The sequence below is a fragment of the Paramagnetospirillum kuznetsovii genome (genome assembly GCF_003284725.1).
GTDB lineage: Bacteria > Pseudomonadota > Alphaproteobacteria > Rhodospirillales > Magnetospirillaceae > Phaeospirillum > Phaeospirillum kuznetsovii.
Genome location: NZ_PGTO01000014.1, coordinates 52,481 through 76,474 on the forward strand (window position 1 = coordinate 52,481; position 23,994 = coordinate 76,474).

The window sequence follows — 23,994 nt, forward strand, 5'->3', positions numbered from 1 at the left end:
TAAAGGAACGTGGTGACGGATGGATAGAAGCCTTGTCGCGGCGGTTGCTTCCGGCTGGATCGAAAGCGACGCGCCGCCCGCCCTGCAGGACGGGTTGTTCCAGGATCTCGACGCCTGGACCGCCGATGGCGGCCAGCCCGTCCCCGTGCTGTGGCTGAGCCTGATGCTTCGCCTGGATGCGGCCCGCTGCCGTGATGGCGAGATTTCAGCCTGCCGCACGGCCCTGTCGCTGATGCCGGATCAGCATTATTTCCGTTACCGGCTGGCCCGGGCGCTTCACCATGTCGGCGACGACCCGGCGGCCCTGGCCGAACTTGAGCCCCTGGCCGCCATGGCCGCCGTCGACGCGGACCTTCTCGCCCTGCGTCTCGAGATCGCCGCGGCAATGCGGACGGACACCGTCGCGCTGTTGTCCCTGACCGAGGCCTGGTTCGCTGCCCGGCCGGAGTGGAGCGCCCAGCACGGAAGCTTGATCCGCATCCTGATCGCCCTGGGCGCGATTGCCCTCGCCCGGCGTCTGATGACCGAGGCGGTTCGCACAGCGCCCACCGCTATCGATCAAAAGGTGGAACTGGCGAGACTCGCCATGCTGACCGGCGATTACGTCGCCGCCCGCCGGTTGTTCACTGAATTGTCGAGCCAGGGCATTGCCGATCTCGACCTGATCGTCGGCCGCTTCGGCGGCACCGTCGCTCCCTATACCCCGGACGTGGAGAATGCCATTCGGGCCGCCATGGCGGCGGCGCGGGCTCTGCCCGACGCCGCGCTTGCCTCCTTGCCTCCCTCGCCCTGCCCTCCCATCACGGGCACCCCCAAGGTGGTGTTGGTCGGCTTCGAGTCCACCGGCTTTCCCAACGACATGGCCCATCATCTGGTGGGCAGCGGCCGGGCCGCCGGTCTGGACATCTCGGCCTATCTCGACAATGCCCTGACCATGGCCCATGAGGTCCGGGCCACCGACGCGTGGGTCGAAGCCCGCGTCGAGGCGTTCGAGGCGGAGATGGAATGCCGACGCCCCGACGTGATTCTGGTGGACTGGGCGGCGCCGCTGACGGCGCGCGGCCTGTCGCCGGAACGGCTGGCCGAATTGAAGCACCGGCTGGGCTTCCGCTTGATCGTCGGGATGCGGGATGCCCATGCGGCCGCCCTGGACTGCATGACCCGCTGGCTGGCGGCTGTCGATACCCTGCTGCTGTATCACCCGCTGTCGCCAATTATCGCGGTCGGCGGTGACACCGTATTCGTCGGCTGGCTGCCGGTTCATCTTCCGGCACTGGCCCGGACCGAAGGCCGCGATCTCAATCTGAGCTTCGTCGGCAGCGTCGCCTTCACCTTGCGCAACGCGCTGCTCTCGGTGCTGCTGACCGAGGATCTGCCGTTCACCGCCATCATCGGGGAGCGCCGTAAGACCGAATTGCCCGACATGGCGGCCTATCTGTCGCTGCTGGGCCGATCACGGGCGACGCTGAACATCTCCGCCCATACCCATGACGAGCATCTGGTGACCGGGCGGGTGTGGGAATCCATCGCGATGGAAACCCTGCTGGTGGAGCAGGACAACCCCGCCACCGCGTCATACTTCACGCCGTGGCGACATTATCTGCCGTGGCGGAGCGTGGACGACATCGCCCATATCTGCCGCTTCGTCGAGCGCAACCCGGCTGAGGTGGCCGCCGTGGCCGCCGAGGCCCATGCCTGGGCCGCCCGACACTATTCGGCGGAGCGGTTCTGGCGCGGCCTGATGGCCCACGCAATGCGCAATGATTAGCCCTTCTTGGCCTGGGCCTTGCGGGCGTTGTCGATCAACTGCTTCAAGGTGGGCTGGTCGAGGGCGCTGCCCAGGATGCGGTCGCCGACGATGAAGGTCGGAGTCGCCGCCACTTCCAGCGAGCGGGCCAATTCGTTGACCTTCTTGAGCTGACGGTCGATATCGGGCGAGGCCATATCCTTCTTCAGCTGCTCCACGTTCATGCCGGACTCGCCGGCCAGACGGAAGATGGCCTTTTCGTCCAGGCGGCCGCGGAACCTCATGAAGGCGCGGTGCACCTCGTCATACTTGGCCTGGCTCTGGGACTTGGCCACCAGGGCGACCCGCGAGGCCAGGACCGAATCCGGCCCCAGGATCGGCAGTTCCTTCATGACCAGTTTGACCTTGCCGTCGGCCCGGATGGTTTCCCACACCGAATCGAAGGTCTGCTTGCAAAAGCCGCAGTTGTAGTCGAAGAACTCGACGACCACGACATCGCCCTTCAGATTGCCGCCCACCGGATCGTCGGGGTTCTGGAAGATGTCGTCCTTGCGGGCTTCCATCATCTTCTGGGCATCGGATTCGGCCTGGGCGCGCATCTTCTCGCGCAGCGCTTCAAGGGCCTCGCCCAGCACTTCCGGGTGCTCCATGAGATAGTCGCGAACGACCTTCTTGACCGCTTCCACCTGTTTGGGCGAGAGCGTCATATTCTCCTGGGCGCGGACCGGGGCGGCGGTGAACGCCAAGCTGGCGGCGAGGAGGGCGGCGGCGAAAGTCCTGGCGATCATCTGCGGAATCAACCTGTCTTGGTCAAGGTGTCGGGCATATTGGCGGAAGCCCGGTCCGGGGGCAAGGCCTCGCGTCAGATCACTCCAAGTTCGCCCAGCCGCCGCAGTTCCACCGCGTCCATCTTCAGCAGGGCCGACAGCACCTCTGCCGTGTCGGCACCCAAGGGCGGCGGCGGCCGATCATAGGAAACCGGCGTCTCCGACAACTTGATGGGATTGGCGGCCAGGGTCACCTCGCCCGCCTGGGGATGGGGCACCGTCACCGCCATGCCGCGATGCTTGACCTGGGGGTCGGCGAAGACCTGATCCAGGGTGTTGATGGGGCCGCAGGGAACGCCCGCCGCTTCCAGCGATTCAATCCAGTCGCGGCTGGTCCGCGCCGCGATCAGTGCCGACAGGATCGGCACCAGTTCGGCGCGGTTGCGCACCCGCTCCGCATTGGTGGCGTAGTGTGGATCGCCGCCCAGTTCGGGACGTCCCGCCACCTCGCAGAAACGGCGGAACTGACCGTCATTGCCCACCGCCAGGATGATATGGCCGTCACCGGTGGCGAAGGCCTGATAGGGCACGATATTGGGATGGGCATTGCCCAGGCGCTGCGGCACCATGCCGCCCACCAGATAATTGCTCGCCTGATTGGCCAGCACCGCCACCTGCACGTCCAGCAACGACAGGTCGATATGCTGGCCGACGCCGGTGCGGTCGCGATGGGCCAGGGCGGCCAGCACCGCCACCGAGGCATACATGCCGGTGAAGATGTCGGTCAGCGCTACCCCCACCTTCATGGGCTCGCCGCCAGGGGCGCCGGTCAGGCTCATCAGACCGCCCATGCCCTGAATCAGGAAATCGTAGCCCGCCCGCGCCGCGTATGGCCCGTCCTGGCCGAAACCGGTGATGGAGCAATAGACGATGTCGGGCTTGACCCGCTTCAGCGCGGCGTAGTCGAGGCCGTATTTGGCCAGCCCGCCCAGCTTGAAATTCTCCAGCACCACGTCCGACCGAGCGGCCAGACGGCGGACCAGCTCCTGCCCTTCCGGCCGGGTGAAGTCGATGGTGACCGAGCGCTTGCCACGATTGGTCGACAGATAATAGGCGCTTTCGGCGGTGTCCTTGCCGTCGCGGTCCTTGAGGAAGGGCGGCCCCCAGGCGCGGGTGTCGTCGCCCTCGCCCGGTCGCTCCACCTTGATGACCTCGGCGCCGAGATCGGCCAGCAATTGGCCGGACCACGGCCCCGCCAGCACCCGGCTGAGATCGAGAACGCGCAGATGGGACAGCGGACCGGACATGGGCTACTCCTTGATGCCGCCCAGGCAGAGATATTTGATTTCGAGGAAGTCCTCGACGCCGTATTTGCTGCCCTCGCGGCCGATGCCGGATTCCTTGACGCCGCCGAACGGAGCCACCTCGGTGGAGATGATTCCCTCGTTGATGCCGACGATGCCGTATTCCAGCTTTTCCGCCACCCGCCACACTCGGGCGATGTTGCCCGCGTAGAAATAGGCCGCCAGCCCGAACGGGGTGTCGTTGGCCATGGCGATGGCCTCGGCCTCGGTCTTGAAGCGGAACAGCGGCGCGACGGGTCCGAAAATCTCTTCCCGCGCGATGTCCATCTCGGTGGTGACATCGGTCACGATGGTGGGCTGGAAGAAGGTGCGGCCCAATTCGTGACGCTTGCCGCCGCAGGCGATGCTTGCCCCCTTGGACAGAGCGTCGGCCAGCAGGCGCTCCACCTTCGCCACCGCCTCGTCGTTGATCAGCGGGCCTTGGGTGGCGTCGGAGGTCAGGCCGGGTCCGACCTTCAACCCGGCCACCGCCTTGCCCAGACGGCGGGCGAATTCGTCATAGACGCCGTCCTGGACCAGCAGCCGGTTGGCGCAAACGCAGGTCTGACCGGCATTGCGGTACTTCGACGCCATGGCGCCCGCCACCGCCGCGTCCAGATCGGCGTCGTCGAACACGATAAAGGGGGCGTTGCCGCCCAGTTCCAGACTGACCTTCTTCACCGTGGCGGCGCATTGGCTCATGAGCAGCTTGCCGATTTCGGTGGAGCCGGTGAACGACAGCTTGCGCACCAGCGGATTGGCGGTCAGTTCCCCGCCCACCGCCGCCGGGCGGTTGGTGGTGACGATATTGATGACGCCCTTGGGAATGCCCGCCCGTTCCGCCAGTTCCGCCAGGGCCAGCGCCGACAGCGGCGTGTCCTCGGCCGGCTTGATCACCACCGGGCAGCCCACCGCCAAGGCGGGGGCACATTTGCGGGTAATCATGGCGATGGGGAAGTTCCACGGCGTCACCGCCGCCACCACCCCGATGGGCTCCTTCAACACGACGATGCGCTTATCCGCGCCATGGCCGGGGATGACATCGCCATAGACCCGCTTGGCCTCTTCCGCGAACCATTCGATGAAGGACGCGCCATAGGCCACCTCGCCCCTGGCCTCGGCCAGCGGCTTGCCCTGCTCGGCGGTCAGCAGCACCGCCAGATCCTCCTGATGGGCCATGATCAGGTTGAACCAGTTGCGCAGCAGGGCGGCGCGCTCCTTGGCGGTCTTTGCCTTCCAGCCCGGCCAGGCGGCGTTGGCGGCTTCGATGGCGCGGCGCGTTTCGTCCGCCCCCATGTCGGGAATCTCGGCCAGAACCACCCCGGTGGCGGGATTGGTGACGGCGAAGGTGGCGCCGCTGTCGGCGGCACTCCAAGCGCCGTCCACATAGGCCAGGGATTTCAGCAAGGAGGAGTCTTTGAGGTTCATGACGGGGAGGTTCATGACGGGCGGCCTCTTTGATCGGGACGCTGGCACTATATAGGCCTTAGGACGCCCGCTCCAGCACCGCCTGGGTGTGAAAGCGGCCCAACAGGGCCTGCATCTCCGCCATGGACAGAAAGATGCCGAATCCCATCAGGTCGTTGCGGATCTTGACCAGGATCCACTGTTCCGCCGCCGTGTCCTCCACCTTGGCGAAGTCGGCGTCCAGCAGCAGCTTCAAGTAGCTTTGCACATTCTCGTCGGTCAGATCGGAAAACCAGTCGGCCAGCAACCGGTTGCGCCGAACGCGAACCCAGAACGCCGATTCCTGCCCGGCGATGAAATTCATCTGGCTGGTGGCGCCCTTGGCATCGACGGTGTGGAGCAGGTCGGACATGCCTCTTCTATAGATCGGAATCCATACGGAGGCAAAGACGCTGTTTCTGGCGGAAATGCGCGGGTAGACCGCTAGTTTTTACTTATTATAATTTGATTCAGCTCAATGATACCCATAAGAAAATTATGCATATTTAATTTCGCGCAGGCGGCGCCCATGCGATTTCGGTCGGCAAGGCTGGCCCGCGTCGCACCATGGCCTGCCGGTTCCCGCAATTAAGGGGGGTTAGTAATGCTGAAACATGCCGTTTTATCCGTGATCATCGCGCTGGGTGCGTCCCTGGGGTCTGCCTCTCAGGCGATGGCGGCGGCCGAGCCGATCCAGCCCATTCCGTCGGCGAAGATCAAGGATGCCGGACTGGTCGAACTTGGCAAGAAGCTGTATTTCGACACCCGCCTGTCCAAGTCCGGGTTCATCTCGTGCAATTCCTGCCACAATCTGTCGCTGGGCGGGACCGACAATCTGAAAACCTCCATCGGCCATAATTGGAACAAGGGGCCGATCAACGCGCCGACCGTGCTGAATTCCAGCATGAATCTGGCCCAGTTCTGGGACGGCCGCGCCAAGGATCTGAAGGCCCAGGCGGGCGGTCCCATCGCCAATCCCGGCGAGATGGCCTCCAATCATGAACTGGCCGTCGAGGTCTTGCAGTCCATTCCCGGCTATGTGGCCGAATTCAAGAAGACCTTCGGAACCGACAAGGTCACCATCGAAGAGGTGACCAAGGCCATCGCCGCTTTCGAAGAAACCCTGGTCACGCCCAATTCCCGCTTCGACAAATGGCTGAAGGGCGACAAGAAGGCCATCAACGCCAATGAGCTGGCCGGTTACAAGCTGTTCAAGGACAGCGGCTGCACCGCCTGCCACAACGGCGCCGCCGTTGGTGGAAACTCGTTCCAGAAGATGGGCGTGGTCGCGCCCTATGCCGCCACCAGCCCGGCCGAAGGCCGTGTCGGCGTGACCAAGGACGAGGCCGACCGCTTCAACTTCAAGGTTCCGACCCTGCGCAACGTGGAATTGACCTATCCCTACTTCCACGACGGCGAGGCCGCCACATTGAAGCAGGCGGTGGACACAATGGGCCGCATCCAGTTGGGCAAGCAGTTCAGCGACGACGAGAATGCCAAGATCGTCGCCTTCCTGAAGACCCTGACCGGCGACCAGCCCAATTTCAAGCTGCCGATCCTGCCGCCGTCCTCGGACGCCACGCCGCGCCCGACGCCGTTCGACAAGTAATCGGAAACGTCCAAGACCCGACGAGAAAGCCCCCGCCACTGGCGGGGGCTTTTGATTCTGGGGGGCCTCGGCCCGTGAAAGGATTGGTGGGCCCGGCAGGACTCGAACCTGCAACCAGACCGTTATGAGCGGCCGGCTCTAACCATTGAGCTACAGGCCCCACCGGCCCCGACCTTAACGGATGATCGGGGGAATGCAAGCAGTGGGCGACATCCGCCTTTTGCGGCCGGGACGGCCGCGCTCCGGGGATTGTCGTGGAGCGCGGGCATCCTGCCCGCCGGAAAATGGCGGCGGTGATTAGGTGTCCAGGAACGAACGCAGCTTGCGCGAGCGCGACGGGTGCTTCAGCTTGCGCAGCGCCTTGGCCTCGATCTGGCGGATGCGTTCGCGGGTCACGCTGAACTGCTGGCCCACCTCTTCCAGGGTGTGGTCGGTGTTCATGCCGATGCCAAAGCGCATGCGCAGCACGCGCTCCTCGCGGGGTGTCAGCGACGCCAGGACGCGGGTGGTGGTTTCGCGCAGATTGGCCTGGATGGCGGCGTCCAGCGGCAGCACCGCGTTCTTGTCCTCGATGAAGTCGCCCAGATGGGAATCCTCCTCGTCGCCGATGGGGGTCTCCAGGGAGATGGGCTCCTTGGCGATCTTGAGAACCTTGCGCACCTTTTCCAGCGGCATGGACAGCTTTTCCGCCAGCTCCTCCGGGGTCGGCTCGCGGCCGATCTCGTGCAGCATCTGCCGCGACGTGCGGACCAGCTTGTTGATGGTCTCGATCATGTGCACCGGAATGCGGATGGTGCGGGCCTGATCGGCGATGGAGCGGGTGATGGCTTGGCGGATCCACCAGGTGGCGTAGGTGGAGAACTTGTAGCCGCGGCGGTATTCGAACTTATCGACCGCCTTCATCAGGCCGATATTGCCTTCCTGGATCAGGTCGAGGAATTGCAGGCCGCGATTGGTGTATTTCTTGGCGATGGAAATGACGAGACGCAGATTGGCCTCGATCATCTCCTTCTTGGCGCGGCTGGCCTCGCGCTCGCCCTTCTGCACCGTCTGGACGATGCGGCGGTATTCGCTGATGGGCAGGCCGGCCTCGGCGGAGATTTCGCCGATGGTGGTGCGGATGTCGCCGGTCTCGCGGGCGTATTTGGCGGCGAAGTCCTTCCAGTGCTTGGAGCGGGTTCCCACCTGTTCCAACCAATTGGGGTCCAGTTCCGAGCCATAATAGGCGTCGAGGAAGTCCTGGCGCTTCACCTTGCAGGATTCGGCCAGACGCAGCAGGCGGCCTTCCTGGGTCATCAGGCGGCGGTTGAGGCCGTTCAACTGCTCGACCAGCTGCTCGATGCGGGCGTTGTTGAGATGGATGCCGTCCATCAGACGGACCAGCTCGGTCTTCAGCTTGTCGTACTTCTTCTCCATGGCGGGCGTCACCGGCTCGCCCTTGGAGAGCAGCGCCAACCGCTGGTCCTGCACCTTTTCCAGCTTGTGATGGGTCGCCGCGATGGATTCGAAGGTTTCCAGCACCACCGGCATCAACTGGATTTCCATGGCGGCCAGCGAAATGGAGCTTTCCTCGCCCTCTTCCGCCTCACCCTCGCCTTCGCCCTCGGGAGCACCCTCGGGGGCAGCGCCCTCCTCGGACTCCTCCTCGGCGGCGGGCTCCGAGGCGCCCTCGACCGGGGATGCCGGGATTTCGTCGGGGCCGCGCTCCAGATCCTCTTCCGACAGCTCGCCGCCGGGGCCGGAGCCGTAGGTGGCATCCAGATCGATGATGTCGCGCAGCAGCATCTTGCCCTCGACCAGGGCATCGTGCCAATCCACCACGGCGCGGAGCGTCAGCGGGCTTTCGCAGATGCCGCCGATCATCATCTCGCGCCCGGCCTCGATGCGCTTGGCGATGGCGATTTCGCCCTCGCGGGAGAGCAGCTCCACCGAGCCCATCTCGCGCAGATACATGCGCACGGGATCGTCGGTGCGGCCCAGATCCTCTTCGTCCACGTTGCCCGCGCCGGAATAGCCCTCGGCCGGTTCGGCGGCCTCTTCCTCGGCGCCCTCGGCGGCGGCTTCCTCGCCTTCCTCGCTCTCGACCACGTTGATGCCCAGTTCGGACAGCATGGCCATGGTGTCCTCGATCTGCTCGGAGGACACTTCCTCGGGCGGCATGGCGGCGTTCAACTCGTCATAGGTGACGTAGCCGCGCTCCTTGCCGCGGGCGACCATCTTCTTGACGGCGACGCCAAGGGTGTCGAGCAGGGGGCCGTCCATGGCCTCGTCCTGATTCTCGGAGACTTCCGCCGTGTTCGTCGATTTGGTCGCCATGAAAACCGATGCTCCTGAAGAAACGCCCTTGGCCGCCCCAGGCGGGGTTGCCTTATTATCTTGTATCGGCGCGCCACTAAAGTGACTCGCCTCATGCCCCTCAATCGCCGGGCGGCGGACCTCCGTCCGCCTTGGCTCCCGCGCCACGCGGCGCGCCGGCCCTTGGCCGCAACTCCTCGCCAATGAATGACATCATTGGCGCGTCGATCTAGTCCTCATCCCGCCCGCTGGCCGCCTGTTCGTGGCGCTTGACCGCCTCGAAACGCGTCCAGGCCGCCTGCGACGCGTCCTGGGCCAGCCTTTGATTGGCCTCGCTCACGTCCGCCAGCAGATCCTTGCGCATATAATGGTGGAAGACATCCTCCCAGAGAGCCTTCGCTTCCTCGACGCCGTCATAGCTTCGGACCGAGCGCATTCTCCGTTCGCTCGCGTCCAGCAGCGAGTCCAGACTTTGGGAGAATCCGTCCGCACGCAAATGGTCTATTAAACCATCCGCGTCAAGTCCACGCGTGGCCCCGAGGTGCTTTAGAATCCCGCGACGAAGGTTGTCAAGCGAGTCGTTGGAAAACAAACACCGTCCCAACTCCTCGTGGGCATGGTCGAACAGGCCGGGATTGGCCGCCAGCAAGGCCAGCATCACCCGTTCCTGCATTTCATAGGGCGGCCGCACCGCGCCGGGCGCCCCCAGCCCGACGATGCGCCCGTCGAAGCCGCGCATGGCGGTCTGGTTCGGCAAGGGGCGGCGTCCCTTGCCCTGAAATCCACCGCCTTGGGGCGGCTGGGCCGGGCGGACGGGACGGAAGGCCTGCCACAACTTATCCTTCAGGGTGCGGACATATTGCCATTTCACCGTCTCGTCGGCGATGGCATGGGCCTTTTCCATCAGCTCCTTTTCCAAGGCGGCGCGCCGCTCCGGCGTATCCAGCGAGCGCCCCTCCACGGCGAGGCGCCATGCGACCTCCACCAGCGGCTGGGCGGCGTCGAGCACCGCCTTCATGGCCACCGGTCCACTGGCCTTGATCAGGGAGTCCGGGTCTTCCGAGACCGGAAGGGTGGCGAAGCGCAGCGAGTGGCCAGGCTTCAGGATGGGAAAGGCGCGTTCCAGGGCGCGCGCCATGGCGCGCTGCCCCGCCTTGTCGCCGTCCAGGCACAGGATCGGTTCGGGCGCCAGACGCCACAATTCCTCGATCTGCGCCTCGGTCACCGCCGTGCCCAGCGGCGCCACCGCATAGGCGAAGCCCGCCTGATGCAGGGCGATGACGTCCATATAGCCCTCGGCCACCACCACCGTATTGGTCTCGCGCGCCTGTTCGCGGGCATGGGCGAGGCCATAGAGGGTGGAACCCTTGTGGAACAGCGGGGTTTCCGGCGAATTCAGGTATTTGGGCTGGCCGTCTCCCAGGGTGCGGGCGCCGAACGCCACCACCCGGCCGCGCCGGTCGGTGATGGGAAACATCACCCGGTCGCGGAACATGTCGAAGCTGGCGCCGGGACCATCGGGCTTCTTCAGCAGGCCGGCCTCCAGCAGCAGGGATTCCGGCAGTGTCTCGCACATCAAGGCGGTCTTCATCGCGGTGCGGGAATCCGGAGCCCAGCCCAAGCGGAAGCGGGCGATGGTCTCGTCGGACAGGCCTCGCCCCTTCAGATAGACCAGCCCGTCGCGCCCGGCCGAGCCGCGCAGATTCTGCTCGTAGAAGACGCAGGCGGCCTCCATGGCGTCATGAAGCGAGGAGCGGCGCTGCTCGCGCACCCTCTCCTCCGGCGTCGCCTTGGGAACTTCGAGCCCGGCCTCTCCGGCCAGGCGCTCCACCGCCTCGGTGAAGGACTGGTGGCCGATGCGCATCTCGAAGCCGATGGCGTCGCCATGGGCGCCACAGCCGAAGCAATGGAAAAAGCCCTTGTCCTCGTTGACGGTGAAGGACGGGGTCTTCTCGTTATGGAAGGGGCAGAGTCCGTGGTATTCCCGCCCCTTGCGGATCAGCTTGACGCGCCGCCCGACCACCCCGGAAATCGGGACACGGGCGCGCAGTTCATCGAGGAATTGCGGCGGAAACGCCATGGATGCGGTTTCCCTGCTTCATCGATCGTGGGGGCTTCATAGATGGGGCGGGATGGCCCAAAATACTAGGCGCTCAACAGGGCTTTGACCACCGGACCAGCCTTGGCGAAGTCCATTTGACCGGCGTGACGTTCCTTCAACTTGGCCATGACGCGGCCCATATCCTTGATGGAGGTGGCGTCGGCGTCGTCGATGGCGGCGCGAATGGCGGCCTCGACCTCGGCCTCGGTCATCTGCTTGGGCAGGAAGGTCTCGATGATGGCGATTTCCTCGCCTTCCTGCTTGGCCAGCTCGGGGCGGTTGCCCTGTTCGTACATGGTGATGCTTTCGCGCCGCTGCTTGATCATGGCCTGAAGCATCTGAAGGATTTCATCATCGGCGATGCCGTCGGCCTGCCCCTTGGGCCGGGCGGCGATATCGCGATCCTTCAACGCCGCCATGATCAGTCGGACAGTGGAAACCGTCCGGGCTTCCTTGGCCAGCATCGCCGTCTTCAAGGCATCTTTGAGTTGCTGCCGCAGCATGATGTTCCTCGTTGGCCCTTCCCCTTCGGGAAAGCGCACAGGCTACCTGAAATCCCTAAGGAATGAAAGCTTATCCGTCACATATCAGTCCATTGAAAATAAAGGGTTTTTCGTGGAGCGTCGGAACACTTGACTCCTGGTTGGCGGCTCATTATAAGGCGGCCGTTTACCAATTCACCGACTGGGCCAATGCGCGGCCTGACCCCGGGGATCTTGCCCGATGCAGGACAACCCGGCGGCCCTGTGCGACCCAAGTCTGGCGAAAGGGAGGGCAACTCCCTATCCTGCACCTCAGCGGCGGCCTCCGGCTAGCCGCGCCCGAGACACAAAAGGACCGACATGTCGAACCAACACGGGATCGCACCGAAGCCGAAAAGCCAGGTGCCGTCTTTTGACGCGCCGCGCCCCCCCGGAGCCACCGGCGCCCTGGTGCTGGCCGACGGAACCGTGCTGTGGGGCAAGGGCATCGGCGCCGCTGGCTCCAATGTGGGCGAGGTGGTGTTCAACACCGCCATGACCGGTTATCAGGAAACCCTGACCGATCCGTCCTATGCCGGCCAGATCATCACCTTCACCTTCCCCCATATCGGCAATATCGGCACCAATGCCGAGGATATCGAGACCACCACCCCGGCGGCGCGGGGCCTGATCCTGCGCGGCGACATCACCGAGCCCGCCAATTGGCGCTCGACCAAGCATCTCGACTCCTGGCTCAAGTCCAACAACATCGTCGGGCTGTGCGGCATCGACACCCGGGCGCTGACCCGGCGCATCCGCGCGAGCGGCGCCCCCAACGGCGTCGTCGTCCATGCGCCCGACGGCAGGTTCGACCTGCCCGCCCTGTGGGGCAAGGCCGCCGACTGGCCCGGATTGGAGGGCATGGATCTGGCCAAGGAGGTCACCTCGACCCAGCCCTATTCCTGGGACGAGGCGGAATGGTCGCTGCGTGGCGGCTATGGCAAGCAGACCGCGCCCAAATTCCACGTGGTCGCCATCGACTATGGCGCCAAGCGCAATATCCTGCGCTGCCTTGCCGCCTCGGGCTGCAAGGTCACGGTGCTGCCGGCCGAATCCACCGCCGAGGATGTGCTGGCCCACAAGCCCGACGGCGTCTTCCTGTCCAACGGCCCCGGCGACCCGGCGGCCACCGGCGTCTACGCCGTGCCCATGATCCAAGGCGTGCTGAAGGCGGGAACGCCCCTGTTCGGCATCTGTCTCGGCCATCAGATGCTGGCCCTGGCGCTGGGCGCCAAGACCTTCAAGATGGACACCGGCCATCGCGGCGCCAACCACCCGGTCAAGGATCTCGCCACCGGCAAGGTGGAGATCACCAGCCAGAACCACGGCTTCGTCGTGGACGAGGCCAGCCTGCCCAAGGGCGTCACCGTCACCCACCGCTCGCTGTTCGACAAATCGGTGGAAGGAATCGCGGTCGAAGGCAAGCCGGTGTTCTCGGTCCAATACCACCCCGAGGCCTCGCCGGGGCCGCAGGACGCGCACTATTTGTTCGACCGGTTCGTCGGGCTGATGGAGAAGCGGGGCTAGGCGGACAAGCTCGGTTCACCACGAAGGCGCGAAGGCACGAAGGAATTGGAAGGTAGCAAGGAATTCGATGCCCTTAGCCGAAGGGTGATAGGGTTGGCCATAGAGGTTCATAAGGTTCTGGGGCCAGGCTTGCTTGAATCGGCCTATGAACAGTGTCTGGCCCATGAGTTGGAATTGAACGAAATCCCGTTCAGGCGGCAGGTTCCGGTTCCTGTCGTTTACAAGGGAATGAAGCTTGACTGCGCTTACAGGCTCGACCTCGTCGTGGCCGATACGCTGGTCCTGGAAATCAAGGCGGTTGAGAAATTGCTACCGGTACATAGCGCCCAATTGCTGACCTATTTGAAGTTGACCCGCATTAGTGCTGGTCTTTTGCTGAACTTTAACAGCGAGGTCCTGCGAGACGGCATGAAAAGAGTGGTTCTTTGAACCTTCGTGCTTCCTTCATGCCTTCGTGCCTTCGTGGTTAATTCATTCGCTGGAACCTGATCGATGCCCAAACGTACAGATATCAAGTCCATCCTCATCATCGGCGCCGGGCCTATCGTCATCGGCCAGGCCTGTGAGTTCGACTATTCCGGCGTGCAGGCGTGCAAGGCGCTGAAGGAGGAGGGCTACCGGGTCATCCTGGTCAACTCCAATCCGGCCACCATCATGACCGACCCCGGTCTGGCCGACGCCACCTATATCGAGCCCATCACCCCCGAGATCGTCGCCAAGATCATCGAGAAGGAACGCCCCGACGCCCTGCTGCCCACCATGGGCGGCCAGACCGCGCTGAACACCGCCATGAAGCTGGCCGATGACGGCACCTTGGAGAAGTTCGGCGTCGAGATGATCGCCGCCAAGCGCGACGTCATCGCCAAGGCCGAGGACCGGCTGCTGTTCCGCGACGCCATGGACAAGATCGGCCTTGAATCCCCCAAGTCGCGGTTGATCAGGACTCTGGCCGAGGCCCGCGAGGCCATGCCCTTCATCGGCCTGCCCGCCATCATCCGCCCCAGCTTCACCCTGGCCGGAACCGGCGGCGGCATCGCCTACAACGTGGCCGAATACGAGCAGATCGTGGCAGGCGGTCTGGCCGCCTCCCCCGTGCACGAAGTCCTGGTCGAGGAATCCGTGCTGGGCTGGAAGGAATACGAGATGGAGGTTGTCCGCGACAAGAAGGACAACTGCATCATCATCTGCTCCATCGAGAACGTCGATCCCATGGGCGTGCATACGGGCGATTCCATCACCGTCGCCCCGGCCCTGACCCTGACCGACAAGGAATACCAGATCATGCGCAACGCCTCGATCGCGGTGCTGCGCGAGATCGGGGTCGATACCGGCGGCTCCAACGTGCAGTTCGCCATCAATCCCAAGGACGGCCGCATGACCGTCATCGAGATGAATCCGCGCGTGTCGCGGTCCTCGGCGCTGGCCTCCAAGGCCACCGGCTTCCCCATCGCCAAGATCGCCGCCAAGCTGGCGGTCGGCTACACCCTGGACGAGTTGGCCAACGACATCACCGGCGTCACCCCCGCGTCGTTCGAGCCGACCATCGACTATGTGGTCACCAAGATTCCGCGCTTCACCTTCGAGAAGTTCCCCGGCGCCGACCCCATGCTGACCACCTCCATGAAGTCGGTGGGCGAGGCCATGTCCATCGGCCGCACCTTCCAGGAAAGCCTGCAGAAAGGCCTGCGGTCCATGGAAACCGGCCTGACCGGCCTCGACGACGTGGAGATTCCCGGCGCGGGCGCGGGCGACATGAAGGACGCGGTCAAGAAGGCGCTGGCCCTGCCGCGCGCCGACCGCATCCTGGTGATCGCCCAGGCCTTCCGCTTCGGCCTGACCATCGACGAGGTTCACGCCGCCTGCTTCTACGACAAGTGGTTCCTGGGCCAGATCAAGGGCATCATCGACGCCGAGGCCGAGGTCAAGGCCAAGGGCCTGCCCATCGACGCGCCGGGCCTGTTGCGCCTGAAGAAGATGGGATTCTCGGATCAGCGGCTGTCCAAGCTGTCGGGCAAGACGGTGGTCGAGACCGCTTTCCGCCGCGAGGTGCTGAACGTCAAGCCGGTGTTCAAGCGCATCGACACCTGCGCCGCCGAGTTCCCGTCGTCGACCGCCTATATGTATTCCTGCTACGAGGGCGACGGGGTCAATCCGGCCGAATGCGAGTCCGACCCCAGCACCCGCGACAAGGTGATCATCCTGGGCGGCGGCCCCAACCGTATCGGCCAGGGCATCGAGTTCGACTATTGCTGCGTCCATGCCGCCTACGCCCTCGACGAGGCGGGCAAGGAAACCATCATGGTCAACTGCAACCCGGAAACCGTGTCCACCGACTACGACACCTCGGACCGGCTGTATTTCGAGCCGCTGACCGCCGAGACCGTCATCGATCTGGTGCGCCGGGAGCAGAGCAACGGCAAGGTTCTCGGCTGCATCGTCCAGTTCGGCGGCCAGACTCCGCTAAAGCTGGCCCACGCCCTGGAACAGGCCGGGATTCCGATCCTGGGCACCAGCCCCGATTCCATCGATCTGGCCGAGGACCGCGAGCGGTTCCAGCGGTTGCTGCACGAGTTGGGCTTGAAGCAGCCCGCCAACGGCACCGCGCGGTCCTTTGAGGAAGCCATCACCGTGGCCGAGCGCATCGGCTATCCGGTGGTGATCCGCCCCAGCTTCGTGCTCGGCGGCCGCGCCATGCAGATCGTCTATGATCACGAGGCGCTGGAACGCTACATGCACGAAGCGGTGCGGGTGTCGGGCGACGACCCGGTGCTGATCGACCTCTACCTCAAGGACGCCATCGAGGTGGATGTGGACGCGCTGTGCGACGGCAATCAGGTCTATGTGGCGGGCATCATGCAGCATATCGAGGAAGCCGGAATCCATTCCGGCGATTCCGCCTGCTCGCTGCCGCCTTATTCCCTGGACCACGCCACCATCGTGGAATTGGAACGTCAGACCAGCGCCCTGGCCAAGGCCCTGAACGTGGTCGGCCTGATGAACTGCCAATACGCCATCAAGGACGGCGACATCTACATCCTGGAAGTGAACCCGCGGGCCAGCCGCACGGTTCCCTTCGTCGCCAAGGCGACCGGCGTGCCCATCGCCAAGATCGCGGCCCGCGTCATGGCGGGCGAGACCTTGGCCTCGTTCGGCTTGTCCACCCGCCCGGTCATGAAGCATGTGGCGGTGAAGGAGGCGGTGTTCCCCTTCGCCCGCTTCCCCGGCGTCGATATCCTGCTCGGCCCGGAAATGAAGTCCACCGGCGAGGTCATGGGCATCGATTCCGATTTCGCCCGCGCCTTCGCCAAGAGCCAGTTGGGCGCCGGAACGGTCCTGCCCACCGAAGGCGGCGTCTTCATCTCGGTCAGGGACGGCGACAAGCCCGCCATGGTGGAGGTCGCCCGTCGGCTGCTGTCCATGGGCTTCAAGGTCATGGCCACCGACGGCACCGCCAATTACCTGAAGGATCGCGGCATCACCGATATCAGCATCCTGAACAAGGTGCTGGAGGGTCGCCCCCATTGCGTCGACGCCATGCTGAACAATCAGGTGCATCTGGTGGTCAACACCACCGACGGTTCCCAGGCGGTAAAAGACAGCTTTTCCATCCGCCGCACGGCGCTGACCAACAACATTCCCCACTACACCACGGTAGCGGGCGCCCGGGCGGCGGTGGAGGCCATCGAGGCTCTTCGGCTCGGCACGCTTGATGTTGCCCCGCTGCAATCGTACTTTAGTGGTTCATTCTAGGGGCACTAGGGGCGCTTGATGGAAAAAATTCCGATGACTCCGGGCGGGCTGGCCCAACTGGAGGATGAACTGAGGACACTGAAGATCGTGGAGCGTCCGGCGGTGATCCGGGCCATCGCCGAGGCGCGCGAGCACGGCGACCTTTCGGAAAACGCCGAATACCACGCGGCGCGCGAGCGTCAGAGCTTCATCGAGGGCCGGGTGTCCGAATTGGAGGACATCATCAGTCGCGCCCAGGTGATCGACATCACCACCATGTCGGGCGATCAGGTGCGCTTCGGCGCCACCGTCACCCTGGCCGACGAGGATTCCGACGACGAGGTGGTCTACACCATCGTCGGCGCCCACGAGGCCGATATCAAATCGGGCCGCATGTCGGTGCATTCGCCCCTGGCTCGTGCCCTGATCGGCAAGCATCTGGGCGACACGGTCGAGGTCACCGCGCCGGGCGGCTCGAAATCCTACGAGATCGTCGACGTCCGTTTCGGGTGAGGTTGCCATGCCCGGCCTCAACTGGGTTCCCTCCATGAGCGTCGGCATCGATGAATTCGACGATGCCCATCAGCGGTTCATCTCCATTCTAAAGGAGATCGCCGACGCACTCGCCTTTGGCAACCCCGATCTCGCCCGCAACCGATGCGTCGCCCTGCTCGCCCTCGCCCAGGAACATGGTCGCCGCGAGCTTGCCCTTCTGACCCGCCTGAACTTCCCCCGGATCGAAATCATCGCCGAGACCCAGACCGCCACCCAGGACAATATTTCCGCGCTGCTGGACACCATCGTCAGGGCCCCCGCCGAAGCCTTGGGAATGATCGAGGGCATGCAGCGGGCGGTGGTGACCTATTTGCTGCACGGCGACATCAATTTCAAAAGCTTCATCGAGGAGCTCAAGAACCAGGGCATATGGATCGATCCCGAGGTTTCGGACAAAGAGTGACACCATGGCCAAACCCCAATCCGCCATCTGCGCCGAAACCGGTGATTTCGGTCTGTTTCTCACCCTTGTCCTGAACGGATCGGCCAAAGACGGCATCGGCAGGGCATTGGCGACCTTGCCGGACCTGACGCGGCAAATGTCGCTGGAGTTCGACGAGCCTAGGCTTGTCAGCGCGGTCGCCATCGGCCATGACGCCTGGCGACCGGTGATGGGCGGCGCGCCCCCCGCCGATCTGGTTCCTTTCCAGCCCCTCCGAGACGGTGACCGCGAGGCTCCCGCCACCCCCGCCGACCTGTTCCTCCACATCCACTCGCCTCGCCACGACGCCAATTTCGCCCTGGCCCGGCGGATCGTGGACCGGCTGGGCGACGCCGTGGGGGTGGTCGAGGAGATCCACGGCTTCAAGCATAAAGGCGGCCGCGACCTGACCGGATTCGTCGATGGCACCGAGAATGCCAAGGGCGACGAGCGCGCCGGAGTGGCGCTGGTTCCCGACGGCCCCTTCGTCGGCGGCAGCTATGTCAGCATTCAGCGCTACATCCACGGCATGAGGAAATGGGAGTCGCTGCCGGTCGCCGAACAGGAAGGCGTCATCGGCCGCACCAAGGAGACCGACGAGGAATTGGACGACACCGTCAAGCCGCCCACCGCCCATATCGCCCGCGTGGTGATCGAGGAGGATGGCGAGGAGCTGGAAATTCTCCGCCATTCCCTGCCCTATGGCTCGACCGGCGAGGCCGGACTGTACTTCGTCGCCTATGGGGCCGACCCGGCGACCTTCCGCAAGATGCTGGAAGCCATGGTACTGGCCGATGCCGATGGTCATTACGACCATCTGCTGGACTTCTCGCGGCCGGTCACCGGTGCCGCCTTCTTTGCCCCGTCGCTCGACCTGCTGCGACTCCTATGACCCTTAAGAGGACGCTGCCCATGCGAGGATTGTTCGGGGCCACGGCTCTGCTGCTGGCTGTCGCCACCCCTGCCATGGCGGCGCTGGAGGCCAAGCATTACGTGGCGCGCCGCGTCGCCGCCGAGCATCACCTGCAAATCGCGGTCAGCGGCGTCGAGGATCAGGCCGGAACCTGCCGCGTCACGGGCGAGGTGGTTCGCGCCTTCCTCAGCCGGGGCGAGCGGTTCCGGCCGGGCAGCGACGTCGTCTTCGCCCTGCCCTGCGGCGCCGATGCCTTCTGGCCGCAACAACGGCTGGTATCGGCGAAAATGGTCGAGGCGTTCATCAAATCCTCCACCGGAGCCTTGGAAGCCGCCGATGACGGCCAGGGCATGCGGGCGCTGGACGCCGCCACCGACACGCCGACCATCCGCGACGATCCCGCCCTGGTCCGCGAAGCCACCGAATCCATCGCGGTATACAGCATCGACGCCGAGATCAAGCGCAACAACCCCGACGGCGCCCTGGCGCTGGCCCGCGTCGATGACCGGCATCTGCGCCTCCGCCTGCTCGCCCATGTCGTCGGTGGACTGGTCGGCCGCAAATCCGCCGCGCTGGAATCCGCCACCGCCGAGATGCTGGCCGCCTTCGACGGGCTTGCCGCCGACGATGCCCGGCTCGAGGCCGGTCTGCTGGCGCTGGAACCACTGGCCCTGGGCGGCGCCAGCGACGCCAGCCTGAAACTGGCCGAGCGGCTGGCGCTGGACGTGGACGCCCTGACGATTCCGTCGGCCCGCGACGCGGCGTTGCTGTCGCTCTATGGCGCCCGGACGCGGGCAGAGGCCCCGGCCGCCGCCCTGACCGCCCTGGCCAAGGTCAGCAATCCCAAGCTTCGGCGTGACCATTTGGAGGACATGCCCTTCGCCCAAAAGGATTTCGGCCCGGCCAATCCCGCTTCGCTAATCTGGATGGACCAACTGCTCGCCGCCGCCGAAAGCCAGGCCGACCCGGCGTTCCGCCAGGAAGCCCTGACCGCCTTGTGCCGAACCGCCTACCGGTCCGCCGGGGGGCTGGCCGAGATTCCCGAACTGGTGGGCAAGGCGGTTCCCATGGCGGAACTGGCCGCCAAGCGCCATCACGGGCCGTCCGCCGTCCTGCTTGCGGTGCTGACCGAATTGCTCGGCGGCTCCAAGGCGCGGCCCGAGGCGGCTCGCTGGTATGCCGTGGCCGGGGTCGGTTTCGACGTCGCCAATTCCGCCCGCGCCGAAGCCATCAAGATCCTGTCCAGCTTCACGCCCGCCGAGCGCGCCGCCGCCGCCCGTCTGCTGGGCGGAAGCGGTGCCGCATCCCCGCAGAAACTTCTGGAACTGGCGAAGAAATGAAATCGAGACTTTTCCTGGCCGCATTGGCTTTTCTGCTCAGCGCCGCCACCGCCCGCGCCACCGAGTTCGAGACGCTTCCCGGTCTTTACGCCGGGGGCTCCAAGGTGTGGTGGTGGAACATGCAGGTGAAGGCCCATGTTCCCGCCGCCGCTCGCAACAAGGCCGGTCCGGTGGTCGTGCTGCTGCACGGCTGCGGCCAGGAGGGCGTGCCCTTCGCCGCCGCGTCCGGCTGGCGCGATCTGTCGGAACAGCGGGGTTTCGCCCTGCTGGTGGCCGAGTTCAAGGACTTCGTCGCGCCCTTCGGCACCGAGGGCAAGAATTGCATGTGGTGGTTCGACGAGGACCAGCGCGCAATCTCCGAACAAGGCATCGCGGGCCGCCTGCGCCAGGCGGTGATGCAGACCCGCGACGCCTACGGCATTTCCAGCGGCGAGAATTTCGTCGTCGGCCTGTCGGCGGGCGCCGCCATGGCGCTGGTGACCTTGACCAGCTATCCCGACGACTTCGCCGCCGGGGCCTCCGTCGCCGGGGTGGCGGTGGGGTGCAGCGCCATCGGCACCAATAAGGGCGGCTATATGACCATGACGCCGGAACTGCGCCGCGCCTTTGGGTGCATGGAAGGCCCGGCCGGTGTCGCCGCCGCCGATTGGGGCCGGGAAGCCGCCCGCATCAATCCCAACCGCTTCCGCTGGCCGCGTCTGTCCATCTGGCAGGGCGACGGCGACACGGTGGTGAAATGCGTCAACGCGGTGCAGATCGCCCAGCAATGGGCGGGGCTCCATCATGCGCCCATGCCCGGCTTTACCGCTTGCGAGGACGCGCCCCTGGCGCCGACGCCCTTCGCCCCGGTGTGGAGCGCGGGCGACGCGGTGGAACTGCGCATCCTGCCGGGTCTGGACCATTCCGTCCCGGTGGTGCCCAAGGCGGCCTGCGGCGCCGAAGCCGACCACGTCAAATCCTTCGGCATCTGCGCCGCGTCAGAAATCGCCGGGTTCTTCGGGATAAGGTAACCGAGAACCAGGTCCGATCGACATTCAAAGGGATAGGAAGGGACATGGGCCACAGATAAACACAGATCCCCGCTACGCGGGACACAGATAAGGAAATCTCCCACTTCATCTGTGCTTATCTGTGTTCATCTGTGGCTAAAATTTCTACCGGACAGATGTTCCGGCTCGAAATCAGCCGAATTCCCATGAATGTCGATACGCCCTATTCCCCCTCGGGCTCCGGTCCGGCGTCCAGGTCGATGGGCACGCCGGGTTGGAGCTTGGAGGTGCGAATGGCCAGGGCGCTCTTCACATGGCTGATATTGGGCGCGGCGGTCAGGCGGGTGGTCAGGAAGCGCTGGTAGTCGTCCCAGTCGTGGGCCACCACCTTCAGAAGGAAGTCGGTCTCGCCCGCCAGCATGTGGCATTCACGGACCTCGGACCAGCCCTTGACCAGTTCCTCGAACGCCTTCAGGTCGGTCTCGGCCTGACTGCTGAGGCCCACATGGGCGAAGACGGTGACATTGTAGCCCAAGGCGCCGGGGTCGATTTCGGCATGATATCCCTTGATGTATCCGGCTTCTTCCAGCGCTCGGACACGGCGCAGGCAGGGCGGAGCCGAAATTCCGGCGCGGCGGGCAAGCTCCACATTGGTCATCCGTCCATCGCTCTGCAGATCGGCGAGAATGCGCCGATCGATACGGTCGAGCTTGACCCGCTGCATAAGAGAACTCCAAATCCCACCATATTCGCGCAATTATATTACAAAGAGCGGCGCCAGCAAGCCCCACTTCGTTGCAACGCCTATAAATTTCGTATGAGCGCCCCAAGCCGCGCGAAAGCGAATAACCGCACCTGACCAAAGGATTAAAAATCATAACGGGGCTTTACGCTGTGCGTATGTTTATAATCATTCCATCTTGTGCGGCGACATGATTCCGACTAGGTTCATCGACACATCTCAATCCTCAAAGCCTTTCGAGGGAGCCACAAGAATGTCCGACACCTGCCAAAGCCCGTCCGTCCTGGTGGGCCAACAGGCCCCTGACTTCACCGCGCCCGCGGTGATGCCCGACAACGAAATCAACCCGACCTTCAATCTGAAGTCCTATCTGAAGGGCTCCTATGGTCTGGTGTTCTTCTACCCGTTGGACTTCACCTTCGTGTGCCCGTCGGAAATCCTGGCCCATGACCATCGCGTCAAGGCCTTCGCCGAGCGTAACACCAAGGTCATCGCCGTCAGCGTCGATTCCCACTTCACCCATCTGGCCTGGAAGAACACGCCGGTGGAAAAGGGCGGTCTCGGCAATGTCCAGTTCCCCATGGTCGCCGATCTGACCAAGAGCATCGCCAAGGATTACGGCGTGCTGCTGCCGGGCGGCGTCGCCCTGCGCGGTACCTTCCTGATCGACAAGAACGGCGTGGTGCAGTCGCAGCACGTCAACAATCTGCCGCTGGGCCGCAATGTGGACGAGGCACTGCGTCTGGTCGATGCCCTTCAATTCTCGGAAGAGCATGGCGAGGTCTGCCCCGCCGGTTGGAACAAGGGCAAGGCCGGCATGAAGCCCAATCCCAATGGCGTCGCCGACTATCTGGCCAAGCACGCTTCCGAACTGTAAGTCCGGAAGAAGGATATCGGAGGGCGCGCCGCTTGCCAGTGGCGCGCCCTCTCCTTATGCTGTTCTGCAACAAAACCATCCGGGGGGAAACTGATCCATGGCGCACCACCACAGCAAGGTTCTGATCTTGGGCTCCGGGCCGGCGGGCTGCACCGCCGCCATCTATGCGGCGCGCGCCAATCTTGAACCCATGCTGGTTGCCGGCTTGCAACCCGGTGGGCAGTTGACCATCACCACCGATGTGGAAAACTACCCCGGCTTCGCCGAAGCGGTCCAAGGCCCCTGGCTGATGGAGCAGATGCAGGAACAGGCCAAGCATGTGGGCGCCCGTTTCATGGACGACATGATGGTCTCCGTCGATTTGTCCAAGCGGCCGTTCCAGGCGGTCGGTGATTCCGGCGATACCTATTCCGGCGACACCGTGATCATCTGCACCGGGGCGACCGCCCGCTGGCTGGGCATCGAGTCGGAAAAGAAGTTTTCCGGATTCGGCGTTTCCGCCTGCGCCACCTGCGACGGCTTCTTCTTCCGCAACAAGGAAGTCGCCGTGATCGGCGGCGGTAACTCCGCCGTGGAGGAAGCCATCTATCTGGCCGGCATCGCCTCCAAGGTGACCCTGGTTCACCGCCGCGATTCCTTGCGCGCCGAAAAGATCGCCCAGGACCGCCTGTTCGCCAATCCCAAGGTCGCCGTGGTGTGGGACAGCGTCATCGACGAGATCGTCGGCGACGACAATCCCCCCGGCGTCACCGGCCTGCGCCTGAAGAACGTCAAGACCGGCGCGACCTCCCTGATCAAGCTGGACGGCGTCTTCATCGCCATCGGCCACACGCCGAACACCGACCTGTTCAAGGGCGCGCTGGAAATGGATTCCGAGGGCTATCTGGTGACCACGCCGGGCTCGACGACCACCAACATCCCCGGCGTCTTCGCCGCCGGTGACGTTCAAGACAAGATCTATCGCCAAGCGGTCACCGCCGCCGGTACCGGCTGCATGGCCGCCCTGGAAGCGGAACGTTTTCTCGGCGCGCATGGACACACGGGCTGAGTTGCGGCAGAGTATCGGCATAAA

20 protein-coding genes and 1 tRNA gene are annotated in these 23,994 nt (G+C 64.5%); 12 read left to right on the forward strand and 9 right to left on the reverse strand.

Annotation, left to right across the window (positions count from 1 at the left end):
* Positions 1-19 precede the first annotated feature (19 nt).
* Positions 20-1,768 (forward strand): glycosyltransferase, encoded by a 1,749-nt coding sequence (locus tag CU669_RS15525; RefSeq protein WP_112146335.1) that lies wholly within the window; start codon positions 20-22, stop codon positions 1,766-1,768.
* On the opposite strand, the gene CU669_RS15530 is transcribed toward CU669_RS15525, so the two are convergent.
* From CU669_RS15530 to CU669_RS15545, 4 genes are all read right to left on the reverse strand, one after another.
* Positions 1,765-2,535: a DsbA family protein gene (locus CU669_RS15530; protein ID WP_112146337.1), complete on the reverse strand. Its 771-nt coding sequence runs from the start codon at positions 2,533-2,535 to the stop codon at positions 1,765-1,767. The two genes, CU669_RS15525 and CU669_RS15530, sit on opposite strands and share 4 nt — an antisense overlap.
* A 74-nt stretch (positions 2,536-2,609) precedes the next feature.
* The gene (locus CU669_RS15535) at positions 2,610-3,821 is read right to left on the reverse strand and encodes a CaiB/BaiF CoA transferase family protein (protein ID WP_112146339.1); all 1,212 of its coding nucleotides are present in this window, start codon (positions 3,819-3,821) and stop codon (positions 2,610-2,612) included.
* 3 nt (positions 3,822-3,824) lie between these two features.
* A complete protein-coding gene (locus CU669_RS15540) occupies positions 3,825-5,300 on the reverse strand; it encodes an NAD-dependent succinate-semialdehyde dehydrogenase (protein WP_205119471.1) in 1,476 nt (491 codons plus the stop codon).
* 43 nt (positions 5,301-5,343) lie between these two features.
* Positions 5,344-5,676, reverse strand: coding sequence for an ATPase inhibitor subunit zeta (locus tag CU669_RS15545; RefSeq protein ID WP_112146343.1), 333 nt, complete (start codon positions 5,674-5,676; stop codon positions 5,344-5,346).
* Between the two features lie 300 nt (positions 5,677-5,976).
* On the opposite strand from CU669_RS15545, the gene CU669_RS15550 reads away from it, so the two are divergent.
* Positions 5,977-6,912 (forward strand): cytochrome-c peroxidase, encoded by a 936-nt coding sequence (locus CU669_RS15550; protein WP_239988743.1) that lies wholly within the window; start codon positions 5,977-5,979, stop codon positions 6,910-6,912.
* Positions 6,913-6,996: 84 nt separating this feature from the next.
* Here the strand turns inward: CU669_RS15550 and CU669_RS15555 are convergent.
* The 4 genes from CU669_RS15555 to CU669_RS15570 form a co-directional block, all read right to left on the reverse strand.
* Positions 6,997-7,072, reverse strand: a tRNA-Ile gene (locus CU669_RS15555).
* Between the two features lie 137 nt (positions 7,073-7,209).
* Positions 7,210-9,228, reverse strand: a complete 2,019-nt coding sequence (rpoD, locus tag CU669_RS15560; RefSeq protein ID WP_112146347.1) for an RNA polymerase sigma factor RpoD — start codon at positions 9,226-9,228, stop codon at positions 7,210-7,212.
* A gap of 208 nt (positions 9,229-9,436) precedes the next feature.
* Entirely contained in the window at positions 9,437-11,287 is a 1,851-nt protein-coding gene (gene dnaG, locus CU669_RS15565) for a DNA primase (RefSeq protein WP_112146349.1), read from the reverse strand.
* Between the two features lie 65 nt (positions 11,288-11,352).
* On the reverse strand, positions 11,353-11,811 hold the full coding sequence (locus CU669_RS15570; RefSeq protein ID WP_112146351.1) for a GatB/YqeY domain-containing protein: 459 nt from the start codon (positions 11,809-11,811) through the stop codon (positions 11,353-11,355).
* Positions 11,812-12,150: 339 nt separating this feature from the next.
* Here CU669_RS15570 and carA point away from each other — a divergent pair, with 339 nt between their 5' ends.
* From carA to CU669_RS15610, 8 genes are all read left to right on the forward strand, one after another.
* Entirely contained in the window at positions 12,151-13,356 is a 1,206-nt protein-coding gene (carA, locus tag CU669_RS15575; protein ID WP_112146353.1) for a glutamine-hydrolyzing carbamoyl-phosphate synthase small subunit, read from the forward strand.
* A 45-nt stretch (positions 13,357-13,401) separates the two neighbouring features.
* Positions 13,402-13,785 (forward strand): GxxExxY protein, encoded by a 384-nt coding sequence (locus CU669_RS15580; RefSeq protein WP_112146355.1) that lies wholly within the window; start codon positions 13,402-13,404, stop codon positions 13,783-13,785.
* A 63-nt stretch (positions 13,786-13,848) separates the two neighbouring features.
* Complete coding sequence (gene carB / locus CU669_RS15585) at positions 13,849-17,106, forward strand: carbamoyl-phosphate synthase large subunit (RefSeq protein WP_112146357.1); 3,258 nt, start codon at positions 13,849-13,851, stop codon at positions 17,104-17,106.
* Between the two features lie 18 nt (positions 17,107-17,124).
* Entirely contained in the window at positions 17,125-17,598 is a 474-nt protein-coding gene (gene greA / locus CU669_RS15590) for a transcription elongation factor GreA (RefSeq protein ID WP_112146359.1), read from the forward strand.
* Positions 17,599-17,605: 7 nt separating this feature from the next.
* Positions 17,606-18,043: a hemerythrin domain-containing protein gene (locus tag CU669_RS15595; RefSeq protein WP_112146361.1), complete on the forward strand. Its 438-nt coding sequence runs from the start codon at positions 17,606-17,608 to the stop codon at positions 18,041-18,043.
* A 4-nt stretch (positions 18,044-18,047) separates the two neighbouring features.
* Complete coding sequence (locus tag CU669_RS15600; protein ID WP_112146363.1) at positions 18,048-18,953, forward strand: Dyp-type peroxidase; 906 nt, start codon at positions 18,048-18,050, stop codon at positions 18,951-18,953.
* 20 nt (positions 18,954-18,973) lie between these two features.
* A complete protein-coding gene (locus CU669_RS15605) occupies positions 18,974-20,314 on the forward strand; it encodes a hypothetical protein (protein ID WP_112146365.1) in 1,341 nt (446 codons plus the stop codon).
* Positions 20,311-21,324: an extracellular catalytic domain type 1 short-chain-length polyhydroxyalkanoate depolymerase gene (locus CU669_RS15610; RefSeq protein WP_112146367.1), complete on the forward strand. Its 1,014-nt coding sequence runs from the start codon at positions 20,311-20,313 to the stop codon at positions 21,322-21,324. The genes CU669_RS15605 and CU669_RS15610 overlap by 4 nt, the downstream gene beginning before the upstream one ends.
* A 202-nt stretch (positions 21,325-21,526) precedes the next feature.
* Here CU669_RS15610 and CU669_RS15615 read toward each other — a convergent pair whose 3' ends face one another.
* Complete coding sequence (locus CU669_RS15615) at positions 21,527-22,027, reverse strand: Lrp/AsnC family transcriptional regulator (RefSeq protein WP_112146369.1); 501 nt, start codon at positions 22,025-22,027, stop codon at positions 21,527-21,529.
* 271 nt (positions 22,028-22,298) lie between these two features.
* Here CU669_RS15615 and CU669_RS15620 point away from each other — a divergent pair, with 271 nt between their 5' ends.
* Together CU669_RS15620 and trxB are read left to right on the forward strand one after the other, a co-directional pair.
* Positions 22,299-22,922: a peroxiredoxin gene (locus tag CU669_RS15620; RefSeq protein ID WP_112146371.1), complete on the forward strand. Its 624-nt coding sequence runs from the start codon at positions 22,299-22,301 to the stop codon at positions 22,920-22,922.
* Between the two features lie 97 nt (positions 22,923-23,019).
* Positions 23,020-23,970 carry a thioredoxin-disulfide reductase gene (gene trxB, locus CU669_RS15625; protein ID WP_112146373.1) on the forward strand — a complete coding sequence of 317 codons (951 nt, stop codon included), beginning with the start codon at positions 23,020-23,022 and terminating at the stop codon, positions 23,968-23,970.
* Positions 23,971-23,994 lie beyond the last annotated feature (24 nt).